Source organism: Pseudomonas sp. BN606 (genome assembly GCF_029873115.1).
In the GTDB taxonomy this organism is placed as follows: Bacteria; Pseudomonadota; Gammaproteobacteria; order Pseudomonadales; family Pseudomonadaceae; genus Metapseudomonas.
The window spans coordinates 122,721-139,552 of sequence record NZ_SSOF01000085.1 but is presented as its reverse complement, the minus strand read 5'-3'; the positions used below and the strand labels follow the sequence as shown (position 1 = coordinate 139,552).

10 protein-coding genes and 1 pseudogene are annotated in these 16,832 nt (G+C 62.5%); 4 read left to right on the top strand and 7 right to left on the bottom strand.

Annotated features, from left to right (window positions below; all coding sequences use genetic code 11):
• Window positions 1-60: 60 nt before the first annotated feature.
• Window positions 61-405 carry a YggL family protein gene (locus tag E8E75_RS27770; protein WP_179057922.1) on the top strand — a complete coding sequence of 115 codons (345 nt, stop codon included), beginning with the start codon at window positions 61-63 and terminating at the stop codon, window positions 403-405.
• A 397-nt stretch (window positions 406-802) separates the two neighbouring features.
• Here E8E75_RS27770 and E8E75_RS27765 read toward each other — a convergent pair.
• Window positions 803-865: pseudogene (locus tag E8E75_RS27765) on the bottom strand (hypothetical protein); the annotation flags it as partial.
• Between the two features lie 224 nt (window positions 866-1,089).
• Between E8E75_RS27765 and dacB the strand changes: the two are divergent.
• Window positions 1,090-2,547 (top strand): D-alanyl-D-alanine carboxypeptidase/D-alanyl-D-alanine-endopeptidase, encoded by a 1,458-nt coding sequence (gene dacB / locus E8E75_RS27760; protein WP_120651708.1) that lies wholly within the window; start codon window positions 1,090-1,092, stop codon window positions 2,545-2,547.
• A gap of 35 nt (window positions 2,548-2,582) precedes the next feature.
• Here dacB and E8E75_RS27755 read toward each other — a convergent pair whose 3' ends face one another.
• The gene (locus E8E75_RS27755) at window positions 2,583-5,360 is read right to left on the bottom strand and encodes a diguanylate cyclase (RefSeq protein ID WP_153921066.1); all 2,778 of its coding nucleotides are present in this window, start codon (window positions 5,358-5,360) and stop codon (window positions 2,583-2,585) included.
• A gap of 373 nt (window positions 5,361-5,733) precedes the next feature.
• Window positions 5,734-7,911, bottom strand: a complete 2,178-nt coding sequence (gene rlmKL / locus E8E75_RS27750) for a bifunctional 23S rRNA (guanine(2069)-N(7))-methyltransferase RlmK/23S rRNA (guanine(2445)-N(2))-methyltransferase RlmL (protein ID WP_120651710.1) — start codon at window positions 7,909-7,911, stop codon at window positions 5,734-5,736.
• Between the two features lie 435 nt (window positions 7,912-8,346).
• On the opposite strand from rlmKL, the gene E8E75_RS27745 reads away from it, so the two are divergent.
• Window positions 8,347-8,562, top strand: a complete 216-nt coding sequence (locus E8E75_RS27745) for a ribosome modulation factor (RefSeq protein WP_120651711.1) — start codon at window positions 8,347-8,349, stop codon at window positions 8,560-8,562.
• Between the two features lie 92 nt (window positions 8,563-8,654).
• Here E8E75_RS27745 and E8E75_RS27740 read toward each other — a convergent pair whose 3' ends face one another.
• Both E8E75_RS27740 and E8E75_RS27735 read right to left on the bottom strand, forming a co-directional pair.
• Window positions 8,655-9,680 (bottom strand): quinone-dependent dihydroorotate dehydrogenase, encoded by a 1,026-nt coding sequence (locus E8E75_RS27740; RefSeq protein ID WP_120651712.1) that lies wholly within the window; start codon window positions 9,678-9,680, stop codon window positions 8,655-8,657.
• 57 nt (window positions 9,681-9,737) lie between these two features.
• Entirely contained in the window at window positions 9,738-9,959 is a 222-nt protein-coding gene (locus E8E75_RS27735; RefSeq protein ID WP_120651713.1) for a DUF2835 domain-containing protein, read from the bottom strand.
• A 147-nt stretch (window positions 9,960-10,106) separates the two neighbouring features.
• Here E8E75_RS27735 and E8E75_RS27730 point away from each other — a divergent pair, with 147 nt between their 5' ends.
• Window positions 10,107-10,976, top strand: coding sequence for a DUF6685 family protein (locus E8E75_RS27730; protein WP_120651714.1), 870 nt, complete (start codon window positions 10,107-10,109; stop codon window positions 10,974-10,976).
• 350 nt (window positions 10,977-11,326) lie between these two features.
• On the opposite strand, the gene E8E75_RS27725 is transcribed toward E8E75_RS27730, so the two are convergent.
• Both E8E75_RS27725 and E8E75_RS27720 read right to left on the bottom strand, forming a co-directional pair.
• A complete protein-coding gene (locus E8E75_RS27725; protein WP_153921065.1) occupies window positions 11,327-11,641 on the bottom strand; it encodes a cupin domain-containing protein in 315 nt (104 codons plus the stop codon).
• A 261-nt stretch (window positions 11,642-11,902) separates the two neighbouring features.
• On the bottom strand, window positions 11,903-16,765 hold the full coding sequence (locus E8E75_RS27720; RefSeq protein ID WP_153921063.1) for an NAD-glutamate dehydrogenase: 4,863 nt from the start codon (window positions 16,763-16,765) through the stop codon (window positions 11,903-11,905).
• Window positions 16,766-16,832: the final 67 nt, after the last annotated feature.

Below are 16,832 nucleotides of genomic sequence, written 5' to 3'. Positions count from 1 at the left end.
CAGGCATTCCAACTCCTTAGCTGATAGACTGCGCGCCAAATTTACCTAGAGGATTTTTTCATGGCTACTAACCGTTCCCGCCGTCTGCGCAAGAAGCTCTGTGTTGACGAGTTTCAGGAATTGGGGTTTGAGCTCAATCTGGATTTCAAGCAAGACCTTTCGGATGAAGCCATCGATGCCTTCCTGAACGCCTTCCTGGACGATGCCATGGCCGCTAACGGCCTGGACTACGTAGGCGGCGAAGAGTTCGGCTTGGTCTGCCTGGCTAAGCGTGGCTCGGTGAGTGAGGAGCAACGCGCGGCTGTTGAAGCCTGGCTGAAAGGCCGTAGCGAACTGACCAAGATTGAGGTCAGCCCATTGCAGGACGCCTGGTACCCAGAGAAGCCGATTAATCCGGCTGTTTGAAACCAGAGCATCTGCGAGCATTAGGCCATCCGAAAGGGTGGCCTTTTCGTTTGTATCAGCCCCTCGTGTTACTCAGTGAGCGGCTACGCAATATGTCTGCCTTGGGGCGCACGTCAGCCCACAGGAGACCGCGAACGTAAGTAGCGAACTGCTGAAATGAAGCCTGGGACAGACTCGATCAAAGAATGACTGGCGACCCACACGTGGGGTTTGCCTTGCGTTTGAAAAGCGCGCGTCAGGCGTTCACGAGGGAATGGCTGAGACTGGACTTCCGTGACATACCCCGGGGGCGTCAGCGGCGAAAGGCGGGCGGATAATTGCGAGGGGAGCAGCAGGGATTCTGGGCGGAAGGGGTGAGACGTTTTTGACAAAATCCTGATTATTTTTTGCTAATTAGCAAAACCTGGAATTCATCGACGCAAAGCTTCTTGCGCAGGCGGCGGGAGCGATTGGTGGCCATAAGGCAGTTCCTCGGCATAAATGACGGGCGGCACTCTAGCAGCTTCCGTCGCAACTTGCCCGCCCGCTGCGCGTATGTGATTGCACTGGCTGACGAAATGAGTAGCGAACTCGCACAGTCGGGACAGGGTTACGGCATAATGCGCCGATTTCCCGCCCCCTCATGGGAACAGTTGCCATGTCATCCATTTTTGTTACCCGCCCTCGCCAGGAGGGCAATCTTTAATGTTCAAATCCATTCGTACCCTTGCATTTGCTGCCCTGATCCTGCCCTGTGCGCTACCTGCCTCCGCCGCACAGGTGAACACCAGCCTGCCTGCCAAGGTGCAGAAAGCGCTGACCGCCAACAAGATCTCCTCCAACTCGCTGTCCCTGGTGACCCTGCCGCTTACCGGCCCGGGCGCGCAGACTCTGGTCAACGCCGATGTGTCGGTGAATCCGGCCTCCACCATGAAGCTGATTACCACCTATGCCGCCCTGGAGCTGCTCGGCCCCACCTATCAGTGGAAGACCGAATTCTTCACCGACGGAACGCTGAAGGATGGCGTGCTGAACGGCAACCTCTACCTCAAGGGTGGCGGCGATCCCAAGCTGAACATGGAAAAGCTCTGGCTGATGATGCGCGACTTGCGCGCCAACGGCGTGCGCCAGGTCACCGGCGACCTGGTGCTGGATCGCGGCTACTTCATCCACCCGCAGCTACCCGCCTTCAATGATGATGGCGGTGACGACAACAAGCCCTTCCTGGTCGGCCCCGACTCGCTGCTGGTCAACCTCAAGGCGGTGCGCCTGATCGCCCGCGCCGAGGGCGGCAAGGTCAACCTGGCCATGGAGCCTCCGATCGAGAGCATCCGCATCGAGAACAAACTGCAGGTGACCAAGGCCGCCAAGTGCCCCTCCTGGCCCGATGTGCGTTACAACCCGGTGACCCAGTTCGATGGCACCACCCTGATCGCCAGCGGCAAGCTGCCGGAAGGCTGCAGCGCGCAGACGTACATGTCCCTGCTCGACCATCCGGGCTACGCGGCAGGCGCCGTACGTGCGTTCTGGAAGGAGCTGGGCGGCAGCATCAACGGCAAGGATCGCCAAGGCGACGTTCCCAAGGACGCCAAGCTGCTGGCACGCTCCTTCTCTCCGGACCTCGTTGAGATCATTCGTGACATCAACAAGTACAGCAACAACACCATGGCCCAGCAGCTGTTCCTCAGCATCGGCGCGCGCTATCGCACCGACGCCGATGGCGACGATGCCAAGGCCGCGCAGCGGGTGGTCCGCAACTGGCTGGCGAAAAAGGGCATCACCGCCCCCCACCTGGTAATGGAGAACGGCTCCGGCCTGTCCCGCCATGAGCGGGTCAGTGCGCGCGAAATGGCCACTATCCTCCAGGCCGCCTGGCAGAGCCCCTATGCCGCCGAGTTCATCTCGTCGCTGCCGCTGGTAGCGATGGACGGCACCATGCGCAAGCGCCTGCGCCGCACGGCCCTGGAAGGTGAAGCTCATATCAAGACGGGCACGCTGAACACCGTGCGTGCAATCGCCGGCTTCAGCCGAGACAGCAACGGCCATACCTGGGCAGTGGTCGCCATCCTCAACGATGCGCGCCCGTGGGGCGCCTCGGCGATCCTCGATCAGGTGCTGGTGGACCTCTATCGCCAGCCCAAGAGCGTCGCTGGCGCCAACTGAACTCCGAATGGCCGCCCACTCGGGCGGCCAACTCGTCAGTCGGCTATCTGGATCCGATTGCGCCCTGCCTCCTTGGCCGCGTACACCGCAGCATCAACCCGCCGCAGCAAGTCATCCGCAGTCTCCCCTTCACGCCAGCCGGCGCACCCGAAACTGGCCGTTACCGGCCCCACGCCCGCTACGTTCTCCCGTGACAGCGCCTGCCACAGTGCCTGGGCCACCTGGAAGGCCTGGTCGACATTCGTATCCGGGCAGAGCACGACGAACTCCTCGCCACCCAGCCGGCAGAGCACGTCGATGCGTCGCAGACGCTCGCCAACCCGCATGCACAGGGTCTTGAGTACCCGGTCACCGGCCTCGTGCCCATGGCAATCGTTGATCTGCTTGAAGTGGTCGACATCGAGCATCACAAGCGCCAGCGGACCTTCGCGGCGTTCGGCCCTGGCGATTTCCAGGTCCAGCCGCTCCTGGAAGTAACGCCGGTTATAGACACCCGTCAGGGCGTCGGTGACCGAGAGCGCGCGCAACTCCTGCTCCACCAGCTTGAGGCCAGTGATGTCGGTGATGTAGCCGTGCCACAGGAAAACACCATCCTCGCCACGCTCGGGTACCGATTCCCCCCGCAGCCAACGCAGGCCCTTGCGCGGCAACAACACCCGGAAGTCTTCGCGCCATGGTGCGAGGGCTGCCGCTGAACGCCGGATCGAACCCTGGACCCGTTCAAGGTCATCAGGATGAATGCGCTCCAACAGCCACATCGCATCGTCCCGTACCCTTTCCGATTCGACTTCGAAGACTTCGAGGATTCCAGCGCTGGTGTAGGGAAAGCTGAAATGCTCGCCCGGCTCCATGCGGAACTGATAGAGCACACCGGGTACGCGTGCGCTGAGTTTCTCCAGCAGACGATCGCGCGCCTCCAGCGCCTGCTGTACATGCTTGCGTTCGGTCACATCGATTGCCACGCCGAGGTAGCCCACCAGCACATCGCGTTCGTCACGTACGCCGGTCAGGATCAGGCTACAAGTCAGCCGGCTGCCATCGCGGCGCTGGAATGTCCACTCGTGCTCGTCGTAGCGGTCGCCAGCAGTCACCTCTTCCACATAGGCCTGGTAGTCGGGAACCGGCTTGCCGAGTTGTCGTCCCAGCTCGCGGCAGCGCGCTTCCACTTCGCTTTCGACATGCAGCACCACCGGATGCCGGCCAATCATCTCCAGCGCGCGATAACCGAACATGCGCTCGGCGCCGACGTTGAACTGGAGGATGGAACCGCGCATGTCGGTACTGATGATGGCCACCTGCGTCGCGGCATTGAGCAGGCTGCGCAACTGCCCGTGAGCCATGGCCAGCTGGAGTTCCACCGCCTTGCTGGAACTGATGTCGGTCTGGGTGCCGATCATCCGCAGGGGCATGCCGGCGGCGTCCCGATCGACCACCTTGCCCCGATCCAGTATCCAGAGCCAGCGACCGTCCTTGTGCAGCATGCGATGTTGGCTCTGGTAGACGGTGCTGGCACCTCGCAGGTGCCGTTCCAGCTCTGCCCGCGCCTGAGGCTGGTCCTGGGGGTGGATCAGGCGAGCTCGCGCCTCCAGGCTGTCGCCTACATCCTCCTCGGCATAACCGAGCATGCTCTTCCAGCCGCGAGAGAGAAATATTCGCCCACTCTGCGGCTCCCAATCCCAGACTCCGTGCCCGGCGCCATCCAGGGCGAAGCTCCAGCGTTCTTCGCTTAGCTGCAGCTCGATCTCCCGGTCGCGTAGCTCCATCGTGCGCTGTGCCACAAGGGCCAGGGCGTTCTGCCGCTGGTTGACCATCAGCAGGAGATAGCCCGCCAGCAGCAGGGTGAACGCCAGGCCGCTGATCGCTACCAGCTTGGCGGTAGAGAGCGGCGGCCCGGCCAGGAAGGCAGCACTCGGCACCACTTCCAACAGATACCGGCGGTCGCCAAACGGCACCACGCGGCGCAGGTACAAGTCGCTCTCGGGCACCTCGGCGCTCTGGTAGATCAGCTGTTCACGGCCATCCTCACTAACGTCGCTCACCCGCATCGCCAGGTTCGCCAGGTTGTCCGGCGCGATAGCCGCTTCCATCTCCAGGTTGAGGCTGACCACCGATGCCACGAAGCCGCGCAGGCCGGAGTCCTTTGGCAGATTGCCGTCATACACCGGCGCCAGCATGACCACGCCGCTGGCTTCGCGCTCCACGACACCCATCACCCGCAACCGCTCAGTGACGGTCACGCTGTGCGTCTTACGCGCCTTGGCGATGGCGGCTCGTCGCTGTGGACTGGAATTCAGGTCCATCCCCAGCGGCACCTGGTCGATGCGCGACGTCACGCTGTAATAAACCGGGAAGTATTCGTCGCGTGTCGGGCTGGGTACGAGGCCGTCGCCCTTCAGGTCACGTATGGCGAAACCGGTCATACCTTCCGCCCGCCCCTTGGATTCGAAGCTCTCGCGCTCGCCCCCGGCAATTCGAGGTACCCAGGAGTAGGCAAGCGTGTCGCCCAACAGCGGACCGACGAAGCCCTGGAATTCGCTGAGGGTGACTTCATCGGAATTGCCGAAGAAACGCTGGACAGCATCCAACTCCTTGAGTTGACCGTCCAGACGCTCTTGAATGCGGCTGATTCGCTCGGTGGCAGCGAGGCTGAAGCGCTCTCGCAGCTGTTCCTCTTCGGCGCTGCGCACTGCCTGACTGAGCAGGAGGGTGAGCGCAGCACCGCCGAATACGGCCAGCAGGCAAACCAGCCACACCAGGGGGCGGCCGGACAGCAAAGCCGACAGGTTCAGTTTTTCCGTCGCAAGCGACTGCATGCTCACTTCTCGAATCTGGGTGTGGAAATACCGTCCCTGTGAGGATGAACATAGCTAGGTAGTGGCACTTTGCCTAGGCGCAAGCGGGGGCAGGTCGACCGCCCACGACAAACGCCGGACAGCCGGAGCTGGCTGGAAGCAACGAAGGAGAGCGTTTCGGAGGACTGCCAGGAGGGCATTGTAGTGGGAGCGGCACGGCGGTAAAGAAATTTCCCGTTGCACCCGAGCCAGGTCCAACGGGATTTACCGGGCCGTCATGCACCATGCCGGATCGGTATAGGCCCCCTTGACCCGACAGGTACTGCCGCGCCGCGAGGGCCACTCAAGGTGAAAGTCCGATCCCGGAACTCAGTCCCTGGCGACCCGAGCTGAATCAACGGGTGGTCAGGCGCCAGGCGCGGTGGATCTTTGCATTGCGGGCGAAATCCGGGTCCAGGGTTTCGGCGCTGATCTCGCTGACCGCGTAGCGGGACACAAGGCCCTCATCCAGTTGGAACTTGCGGAAGTTATTGGAGAAATACAGAACGCCACCTGGCGCCAGCCGCGCCATGGCCAGGTCCAGCAACTGGACATGGTCACGTTGAACGTCGAACACCCCTTCCATGCGCTTGGAGTTGGAGAAGGTCGGCGGGTCAATGAAGATCATGTCGTACTCCCCGCGATCTTCTGCCAGCCAGGCCATCACGTCGCCCTGCTGCAACCGGTGCTTGTCGGAGAAACCATTCAACGACAGGTTGCGCCGCGCCCAGTCGAGGTAGGTCTTCGACAAGTCCACGCTGGTGGTGCTACGCGCGCCACCCTTGGCCGCATGAACGCTTGCCGTGGCGGTGTAGCAGAAGAGGTTGAGGAAACGTTTACCGTCGGCCTCGCGCTGGATGCGCATGCGCATCGGGCGATGGTCGAGGAACAGGCCGGTGTCCAGGTAGTCGGTGAGGTTCACAAGTAGCTTCACGCCACCTTCACTCACCTCCATGAAGCGCCCTTCGCTGCCCTGGCGCTCGTACTGGCGGGTTCCACTCTGGCGCTCGCGCCGCTTGACCACCACGCGGGAGGGGTCCACGTCCAGCGCTTGGGGAATCGCCGCCAGCGCATCGAGCAGGCGCGCCTGAGCCTTCTCAGGGTCGATGGAACGAGGCGGTGCGTACTCCTGCACGTGCACCCAATCACCATAGAGGTCGACCGCCAGGGCATACTCGGGCATATCCGCGTCATACAGGCGATAACACTGGATACCCTCCTTGCGCGCCCACTTGCCCAGTTGCTTGAGGTTCTTCTGCAATCGATTGGCGAACATCTGGCCGCCTTCGGAGAGGCGCGCGGGCTCCGCGCGCACGGAGGTACGCTCGCCCTCCGCGGCCGCCCGACGATCACCGGTCACGAACTGTTCCGGCAACACCTTGAGCAGCAGGAGCTTGCACGCCAGGGCGCCGTTCCAGAACGCGTACTGCTTGTGGCTACGGATGCCCATGCGCTTGCCCAGCTCCGGCGCACCGGTAAATACCGCCGCTTCCCACCCCAGGCACGACTGGCGCAGGCGCTCACCGAGGTTCTGATAGAGATAGAGCAGGCTGGCTTCGTCGCCAAGACGCTCGCCGTAGGGCGGATTGCTGACGACCAGGCCCTTCTGGTTCTGGTCCGGGCGCGGCTCGAAGGTGGCCAGTTCGCCTTGATAAATCTTCACCCAGTTGCTGAGGCCGGCGCGTTCGATGTTGTTGCGCCCAGGCTGGATCAGGCGGGGGTCCGCCTCGTACCCACGAATCCACAGCGGCGGTTTGGCCAGGCCGGCGTCTGCGCGGTCACGCGCCTCTTCGTGAAGCTTCTTCCACAGCGCCGGGACATGGCCCAACCAGTTGGTGAACCCCCAGCGCTCGCGCTTGAGGTTGGGCGCAATATCGGCCGCCATCATCGCCGCCTCGACCAGGAAGGTGCCAACACCACACATGGGGTCGGCCAGCGCCCCACCTTCAGCAGCGATCCTTGGCCAGCCTGAGCGGATCAGAATGGCAGCCGCCAGGTTTTCCTTGAGCGGTGCGGCCCCCTGCTGCAGGCGATAGCCACGCTGGTGCAGGCTATGGCCGGCCAGGTCGACGGACAGGATCGCCTCGCCCTTCTCCAGGCGCAGGTGGATGCGCAGGTCGGGGTTCACCTTGTCCACGGAAGGGCGCACTCCATCGGCATTGCGCAGCTTGTCCACCACCGCGTCCTTGACCTTGAGCGCACCGAAATGCGTGTTGTCGATGCCCGAACCGTGGCCACTGAACTCCACCGCCAGGCTACCGCTGGGCATCAGATGATCGTGCCAGTCCACCGCCAGCACGCCGTGATAGAGATCTTCAGCGTTCTGTACCGGGAAGCGCTTGAGCACCAGCAGCACTCGGTTGGCCAAGCGCGACCAGAGGCACAGGCGGTAGGCGGTTTCCAGGTCAGCCTTGCCGCGCACTGCAGCAACCTGCTCGCGTACCTCCTGCAAGCCGAGTTGTGTAGCCTCTTCGACCAGCAGGCCTTCCAGGCTCTTCGGGCAGGTGAGAAAAAGTTCGTAGCGATCCGACATTGTGGAATCCAGGGCCTTTGCAGGCCATCAGCGGCACAGAACCTGATCTGTGCGGTAAGAAAATGTGTGACCAAAGGTCGCGGAACGGCCCTTCGTCGGAATGAAAAATTGTCTGACTCGCGCGCCAAACCAAATGGCACTACGACATCACTGCTCTGGCCAGCCCCGAAGCCACGGGGCTTAGACCGAAAAGTGGCAAAAAACGTTTCCGTCAGCTTATGGCCATTGCCACCTTCAAGTTACGTGCTTATGACAAAACGATCATTCACAGGCCAGAGGGCATTGGTTAGAACTCAGCTTAACCCGCCGCCGCAATGGCGGCGGGATGAAGGCGCGTCACGCCGGCAACGCGTCGTCGAAGGCAGAGCATTTTCTGCCGCGGTTCCGCCATTGGAACCAATGGACATAACAGTCAACAAATGAGGGCTACACCCTATGAGAAGACTTAAGCGTGATCCGATGGAACGAGCATTTTTGCGCGGCTATCAGCACGGCATCAACGGCAAATCCCGCGATCTTTGTCCTTTCACCCATCCCACCACACGGCAAGCCTGGATCAATGGTTGGCGCGAAGGCCGTGGCGATAACTGGGATGGCCTCACCGGCGCAGCCGGCATTCATCGACTGAACGAACTCCACGCCGTCGGCTGACACAGGATCACACCGACTTCACCAAGCACGCCCCATCCGGGCGGCGGGCGCAAGCCCAGGGGCTCCCAAGCGGGAGCCCTTTTTATTTGTGCTCAGTTCCTTGGCAGACCAGCGATGGCATCCACCGCCTCGCGAATCAGTGCCGGCCCCTTGTAGATGAAGCCCGAGTAAATCTGTACCAGGCTTGCACCGGCAGCGATTTTCTCCGCCGCATGACGCCCCTCGGTGATACCGCCGACAGCAATGATCGGCAGGCGACCGCCCAGTTCACCGGCCAGCACTTTCACCGTCTGGGTACTCTTGTCACGCACAGGAGCACCGGACAGGCCACCCGCCTCGTCGCCGAACGGCAGCCCTTCGACGCCTTCGCGGCCGAGGGTGGTGTTGGTGGCGATCACTGCATCCATGCCGGACTCCAACAGCGCCTTGGCCACCATTGCGGTTTCCTCGTCGCTCATGTCCGGGGCGATCTTGATGGCCAGCGGCACGTGTTTGCCGTACTGGGCAGCCAGGGCCTCCTGGCGGTTGCGCAAGGCCTCCAGCAATTGCTTCAGCGAGTCACCGAACTGCAGGCTGCGCAGGCCGGGGGTGTTCGGCGAGCTGACGTTGACCGTCACATAACTCGCGTGGTCGTAAACCTTGTCCAGGCAGATCAGGTAGTCGTCCACCGCCCGCTCTACCGGGGTGTCGAAGTTCTTGCCGATATTGATGCCCAGTACGCCGTCGTACCGGGAGGCATGCACCCGCGCCAGCAGATGGTCGACGCCCAGGTTGTTGAAGCCCATGCGGTTGATGATGGCTTCGGCCTGGGGCAGACGGAATAACCGCGGTTTGGGATTGCCCGGCTGCGGGCGCGGCGTCACGGTACCGATCTCGACGAAGCCGAAGCCAAGCTGGGCGAAGCCGTCGATGGCGTCACCGTTCTTGTCCAGGCCGGCGGCCAGGCCAACCGGGTTGGGGAACTCCAGCCCCATCACCTTCACTGGCAGGCTTGCCGGTGCCTTGGTCAGCAGTCGGTTGAGGCCGAGTCGGCCACCGGCTCCGATCAGGTCGATGGAGAGTTCGTGGGAGGTTTCCGGGGACAGGGAAAAGAGCAGCTCGCGGGCCAGTTTGTACATGGTCGGTCGGGCATCGATCGGCGATATGGGCCGGCGATTATAGCTGCGCCGCCCCCTTCAGGCGAGGCGACGCAGGCTCATGAGCTTGCCATCTGCCGAAAATTCAAGCTCGAAGGTGCCACGAACCCCGGCGTGCCCCAGATGTGGGCGCAGATGATGGGCAGGCAGGCTGACCTTCCGGCCATCGCGACTACGTAGCAACACACGGTTGGCCCGACCTTGATAGACTGCGACGAATTCGTCCGCAGTCAGGGAAATATCCAGCACCACGCTGGGCATGGAGGCGTCCTCGACAATGAAGAGCAGAATTCTGCCACACCGTCCGTTCGCCCTGATTCCCCGCCAAGCGGAATTGTCCGACACCCGGTTCGCGCGGCCGGCAAGCCTCTGCCACACTGCCAGCCGTGACCGAGGAGTATTCAGGCCATGAGTCAGATGCAGCCACCACCACTGAGCGCCCGCCTGGCTGCAATCGCCCAGCGCTTTGGCCTTGGCAAAGCGTCGCGCCGAGTGTTCGAACGCGCCAGTCAATTGCATCTGCCATTCCAGCAACTGCCGCCCCCCCAGGAAACCATCTGGTGGCAGGCAAGCCCGCCCCTGCAACGCCTGGTGGAACTGCCGCGCAGCGCGCTGTCAGGCCCCGTCCAGGAAGACAAGGCCGAAGCCCATGCCGTGCTGGTGGGCGTGATCAAGCGCAGCGAGCAGCACCTCTCCAGCTTCGACCTGCGCCAGGTCGATGGTTTCTGCGGCCACGACAACGAACCGCTCCCCACTGCCAGCTTCGAGGACTACCTGAGCGGCCTGCACAGCCGCAAGGTGCGCATCATCAGCTACAAGGACTTCATCAAGGCCATCAGCCTGCCGTTGCCACGCTTCCTCGCTGGCTCACCCATCAGCCTCTTCCGGGCCAACTGGTGCGGCAAGCGAGTGTTCTGGAACGGCGACCAGCATTCCGAAGCGTTTGCCGCCTCCATCGCCTACGCACGCCTGCGCGAGCTGGAAGCCACGCTCCCCGCCGAGATCATCGACTACCGCATTGACGACGGCGGCCTTGATCTGCTGGACGACCGTTACCATGTCCTGGCCATGCCGGTGCAGGCCTGGAGCGACCCCTCGTTCATGGGTCTGCTGCTGGATGGCGGCATCCCCTATTCCCGCCTGACCATCCTGCGTCATGCCGGAGCCCCGGAATTCATCCTGCTACCCAAGAAACACGCCGATGCTACCGCCCTCGGCGAAGGCCTTCGCCTGGCCGGCGCGGCGGATGTCGTGAAATACCTGCGGGCATTGGCCTGAGGCTCGCCCGTCCTAGCAACCTCCTCCATCACCTAGGGGCCAGGGCAGGAGGAGAAAAGTTCAGACAAGACGAAACTGAAACGGAAAGAAGAACAGCCAGACGGTTGGCAAAAACCGAACATCCCCAAGATCCGGACTATGACCGACCACGCAGGCCGGACGAAAGCGACCCGCTCAACGCGTCGGAATGAATGATCCAACCTCACCTGAAACCTGGCTGAATATTGGGCTACCCAATACCCGAATGACCAGAAATGTTCTGGATCGCGGGGCAGGAACTGTGCCGCAGAGTATTGCCTCGTGGCAGATGAAAGGGACAGGAATTCAGCCTGCCCCCTTCTACTGCTCCCTCATTCCTTGATGATTGCGCCGCCAAGGTGAGCGAGGAAGAACAGTGAGTCCTCCAGGGCCTCAGCGTCATGCTCCTCGTCCGGGCCAATCCGCATGTAGTCACCCGCCGCGAGAACTAGGTCGCCAAAGCGGATGCGACCGGACAGCACGAGGATTTCCTCCGGGCCTTCGTGGTCATGGCACGGGAAGACGGCGCCAGCCTTGAATTCAATGAAGTCCGAACCGTTGCCATTTTCACCCCAGATGGAGGCAACACGGATTCCGGGGATGCCGGACTCGACGAACTGACGGGCTGCGTTGGGGAAATGGATCATGGCGATTTACTCGCTAGATATTTGCCTGAGACTTTAATCGTGCTCGATTAAATCGCGTGAGATTGCGAAATGTTGCTCCCGCCGATTGGGAGTGTCAACAGGTGAGTTCCGCCGTTTGTCAGCCACGAAAGCACACCGGCGTGGATGCCATGGGGGGAGCGCAGAACCGGCGTTAATCGCTAGGCCTCGCGATTCTCCGGGCGAAAAAAAGCCCCGCATGAGCGGGGCTGAGAGCACAAAGAGTCTACGGAGCCACGGTCATCACGGGATGCAGATGCCGTGCTGGCCGCTTTGGGCCAGGTCCATGAGCTCGCGGTTGGCCACTGCGTACATGGCGTAGTCGGTAGCTGTGGCGGCGCGCAGTTCGATCAGCATGGCCTTCCAACGCTCCACTAGGGCGCGGTGCTGATCCAGCCACAGAGCCACACGCTCCTCGATGTCCGCCGGACCTTCGTTCATCTGCAAGACGGAGATGGTGATGGCCCGCTGCTGCCAGTCCAGGTCGTCGCGGAAAGCTTCCCGCGCCAACGCTTGCCAGTTGTTTTCCACCGGCAGGCTGGTGATCTGCTGCAGGTACCAGGACAGATCCAGCGCGCCACCCACCGCGAAGTAGGCGGTAGCCACTTCGGCGGTGTCCTTGCCGGTGACATCCGATGCCTCGATGATCGGCAGCAGCGTGTAGAGGTGGCTGGTACCAGCCACGACACGGGCCAGGTCCTCGGGTGCGCCGGCTTCCACGTAGGACTGGAAGCGTGCGAGCCACTGCTCGCGGGACGGGCCTTCGAGAAGCTCGTCCAGGCGGCCGGCCAGGGCCTCCACGCGCGGAGCAAAGTGGTTCACGTCGCGCGCTGCGTTCTGGTCTTCACGACGGCTGCGCAGGAACCAACGGGTGGCACGGCGTCCCAGACGCATCAGCTCATCCATCAGGGTCAGCTGCAGCTCGGCCGGCACCTTGTAGTCCAGCGCCTCGATCTGCTGCCACCAATGCGGCAGGCGGAACACATCGCGCACCACGACATAGGCGCCAGCCACGTTGGCCGCGCTCATGCCAGTGGACTCCTTCAGACGCTGCACGAAGGTGATGCCCATGTGGTTGACCAGGTCGTTGGCGATCTGGGTGCTGATGATTTCGCGCTTCAGACGATGGCGGCGCATGGACTCGCCGAAGGTCTCGGCCAGGCGCGCCGGAAATGCAGTCTCCATCTCCTGAGCCAGGTAGTCATCATCCGGCACCAGCGATTTCAACAGCGATTCCTTGAGGTCGATCTTGCTGTAGGAGATCAGCACCGACAGCTCGGGACGGGTCAGCCCCTGGCCATTGGCGATACGCTCGTTCAGCTCGTCGTCCGAAGGCAGGAACTCCAGGCCGCGATCCAGCTTGCCGGCGGATTCCAGGGCGGCGACCAGGCGCTTGTACTCGCCAATCTTCTCGCGGGCACGGCGTTGTGCCAGGGACAGCGCCTGGGTCTGCTTGTAGTTGTTGCCCAGTACCAGGTTGCCCACGTCGTCGGTCATCTCGGCCAGCAGCTTGTTGCGCTGTTTGCCGGTCATGTCGCCGTTGGCCACGATCTCGTTGAGCAGGATCTTGATGTTGACCTCATGGTCCGAGCAGTCCACGCCGCCGGCATTGTCGATGAAGTCGGTGTTGCTGGCGCCGCCATTGAGGCCGTACTCGACGCGACCCAGTTGGGTCATGCCGAGGTTGCCGCCCTCGCCCACCACCTTGGCGCGCAGTTCGCGGCCGTCCACGCGCAGCGCGTCGTTGGCCTTGTCGCCCACATCGGCATGGCTCTCGCTGCTGGCCTTGACGTAGGTGCCGATGCCGCCGTTCCAGAGCAGGTCGACCGGAGCTTTGAGCAGAGCATTGAGCAGTTCGGTCGGGGTCAGTTTGTCGGCCTCGATCTCGAAGCGCTGCTGCATCTGCGGACTGATGGCGATGCTCTTGGCGCTGCGCAGGAAAATGCCACCTCCCTCGGAGATCAGCTTGGTGTCGTAGTCGGCCCAGGACGAGCGCGGCAGATCGAACATGCGCTTGCGCTCGATGAAACTGGACGCCGCGTCCGGGTTCGGGTCGATGAAGATGTGCATGTGGTTGAAGGCGGCCACCAGCTGCAGCTTGTCTGACAGCAGCAGGCCGTTGCCGAATACGTCACCGGCCATGTCACCGATGCCGATCACGGTGAAGTGATCCTTCTGAACATCGATGCCGCGTTCGCGGAAGTGACGCTGCACCGACACCCAGCCACCCTTGGCAGTGATGCCCATGCCCTTGTGGTCGTAGCCAGCCGAACCGCCGGAGGCGAAGGCGTCACCCAGCCAGAAGCCATAGTCCTGGGCAATGCCGTTGGCTATGTCGGAGAAGGTCGCGGTGCCCTTGTCGGCGGCGACTACCAGATAGGGGTCGTCGGCGTCGTGGCGCACCACGTTGGCCGGTGGCACCACCTTGCCTTCCTTCAGGTTGTCAGTGACGTCCAGCAGACCGGAGATGAAGATGCGGTAGCAGGCGATGGCTTCGTTCTGGATGTCGTCACGGGTGCCGCCAACCGGCAGGCGACGCGGGATGAAGCCGCCCTTGGCGCCCATGGGCACGATCACCGCGTTCTTAACCTGCTGTGCCTTCACCAGGCCCAGCACCTCGGTACGGAAGTCTTCCTCGCGATCGGACCAGCGCAGGCCGCCACGGGCCACATCGCCGAAGCGCAGGTGCACGCCCTCGACACGCGGGCAATAGACGAAGATTTCGAACTTGGGCACCGGACGCGGGATTTCCGGAATCAGGCGCGGGCTCAGCTTGAAGCTGAAGTAGGACTTGTTCTGGCCGGCCGCGTCGGGCTGGTAGAAGTTGGTGCGCAGGGTCGCCTTGATGAGGTCCAGGTAGCGACGCAGGATGCGGTCTTCGTTGAGCACCGCAACGTTGTCCAGCTCACTGAGGATGGCGTGCTCCAGTTTCTGCTGCTTGTCCTCCAGATCGTCTGCCGCCAGCTTGCGCGCCAGGTAGAAGCGGGTCTTGAACAGACGCACCAGCTCCTTGGCGATGTTGGCGTGGTTCAGCAGGGTGCTGGCGATGTAGGACAGGTCGAAGCCCAGGCGAATCTGCTTCAGGTAGCGCGCATAGGCACGCAGCAGGGCAACGTCGCGCCACGGCATGGCGGCAGTCAGCACCAGGCGGTTGAAGGCATCGTTCTCGGCGTGGCCGCCAACGATATGGACGAAGGCGTCCTGCAGGGTGTCGTTCAGCTCCTGGAGGTCCACCTCATCACCCAGGGCGCTGGTGAAGGCGAAATCGTGAATCCAGTACTGGCGGCCGTCCTGGCGCGCAAGGCGGTAGGGGAACTCACCCAGCACGCGCAGGCCGAGGTTCTCCAGGATCGGCAGCACATCGGACAGCGCCAGCGGCGTGTCGGCGTGGTAGAGCTTGCAGTGCAGCTGCTGCTCGCCCTGGACCAGCGGCTGGTAGAAGCTCATCACCAGCGGGCGCTCGTCGGACAGGCTATGCAGGTGCTGCATGTCCACCACCGCCGAGTGCGGGGCGAAGCGCTCGCGATAGCCGGCCGGGAAGCCTTTCGGGAAGTCGGCCAGGACACGGGTGCCCTGTCCTTCACCGAAGCTTTCGTTGACCAGGCTGGCGTAATCGTCCTTCCAGGAGCGACAAGCCTGGATGACTTCCTTCTCCAGTAGCGCGATATCGACGTTCAGCTTGATCTTCGGGTCCAGGCGCAGGATGAATTGCACGCGCGCCAGCACGGATTCGGAGAAGAAGGTCCAGAACTCGCAGTCGGTGGCCTGCAGGCGATCCATCAGGATCTGCTGGATCTTCAGGCGCGTCTCGGTGGAGTACACATCGCGCGGCACATAGGCCAGCGCATAGGCGAAGCGGCCATAGGGGTCACGGCGCAGGAACAGGCGGATCTTGTTGCGTTCCTGCATCTGCACGATGGACATGGCGGTGGTGAACAGATCGGCCACCGGGGTCTGGAACAGGTCGTCACGCGGCAGTACTTCCAGGACCTGGGCCAGTTCCTTGCCCAGGTGAGCCTTGGCATCGAAGCCGGAACGGCGCTGGATTTCCGCCACTTTGCGGCGGATGTAGGGAATATGCTCGACGCTTTCGGCGTACACCGAGGAGGTGTAGAGGCCCATGAAGCGGCACTCCTTTACCACCTTGCCCTTGGCATCCAGCTCACGGATGGAGACGAAGTCCGGATAAGCCGGGCGGTGCACGCGACTCGGTTCGGCTGCCTTGGCAAAGGACAGCAGATTGGGCTCGCGCAGGTACTCCAGCGCCTCGGCCTCGATGTGCACGTCGTCCTTTTTCAGGCCCGCACGGCGCAGCCTGGAAACCCCCAGCAGGGATTTCTCGTCATAAACCAGGTGACCGCCGTTCTTGTCGTCGGCCACGGTGAATTCTTCATAGCCGAGGAAGGTGAAATGGTCGTCCAGGATCCAGTCCATGAACACCTTCACTTCCTTCAGCTCTTCGCCATCGACCTTCAGCTTGGCCTTGTCCAGCCAGGCCAGCAGCTCCTGGGCCTTGGCCTTCATCGGCTTGAAGTCCGCCACGGCCACGCGAACCTCGCCAAGCACTTCCAACAGAGCCTTTTCCAGGGTCTTCATGGCACCGTTGTTGGCACAGCGGTCGATTTCCAGGTACATCAGCGCTTCCTGGCGCACATCCTTGCCCTGGGTACCCTTGGGCAGGACTTCCTGCAGTTCGCCCTTGGCATTGCGACGCACGCTGAGCACGTTGTTCTGCAGGGTATGGATGCTATAGCCGCGACGGTTAAGCTCCATGCGCACCGAGTCCACCAGGAAGGGGATGTCGGGGTGCAGCACTTCCACGGCGGTATGGGTGGACTGCCAGCCGTGTTTCTCGTAGTCGGGGTTGAATACCCGCACTTCAGGGCTGGCGGGGTCGAAGCGCTCCAGCAGGCGCCAGGACGACAGGGTGCAGCCGGCCAGGTCGGACATGCGGCGCTGGGTCAGCTCGTCGAGCGCGATGATGCCGAAGAATTGTTCGGCGAACAGGGAAACTTGTGGCAATGCCTGTTCGCTGACGTGCTGCGCCAGGGCCGCTTGCAGTTGGTGCTGGAAGTCGGCTTTGCTGGCCGCCGTGAAGAACGCCATGGTTGTGCTCCGCTAGGCTCGTTTTGTTGGGGTTAAGCGTAGAACGCTTAAGAGGCGGAGAAAGGGC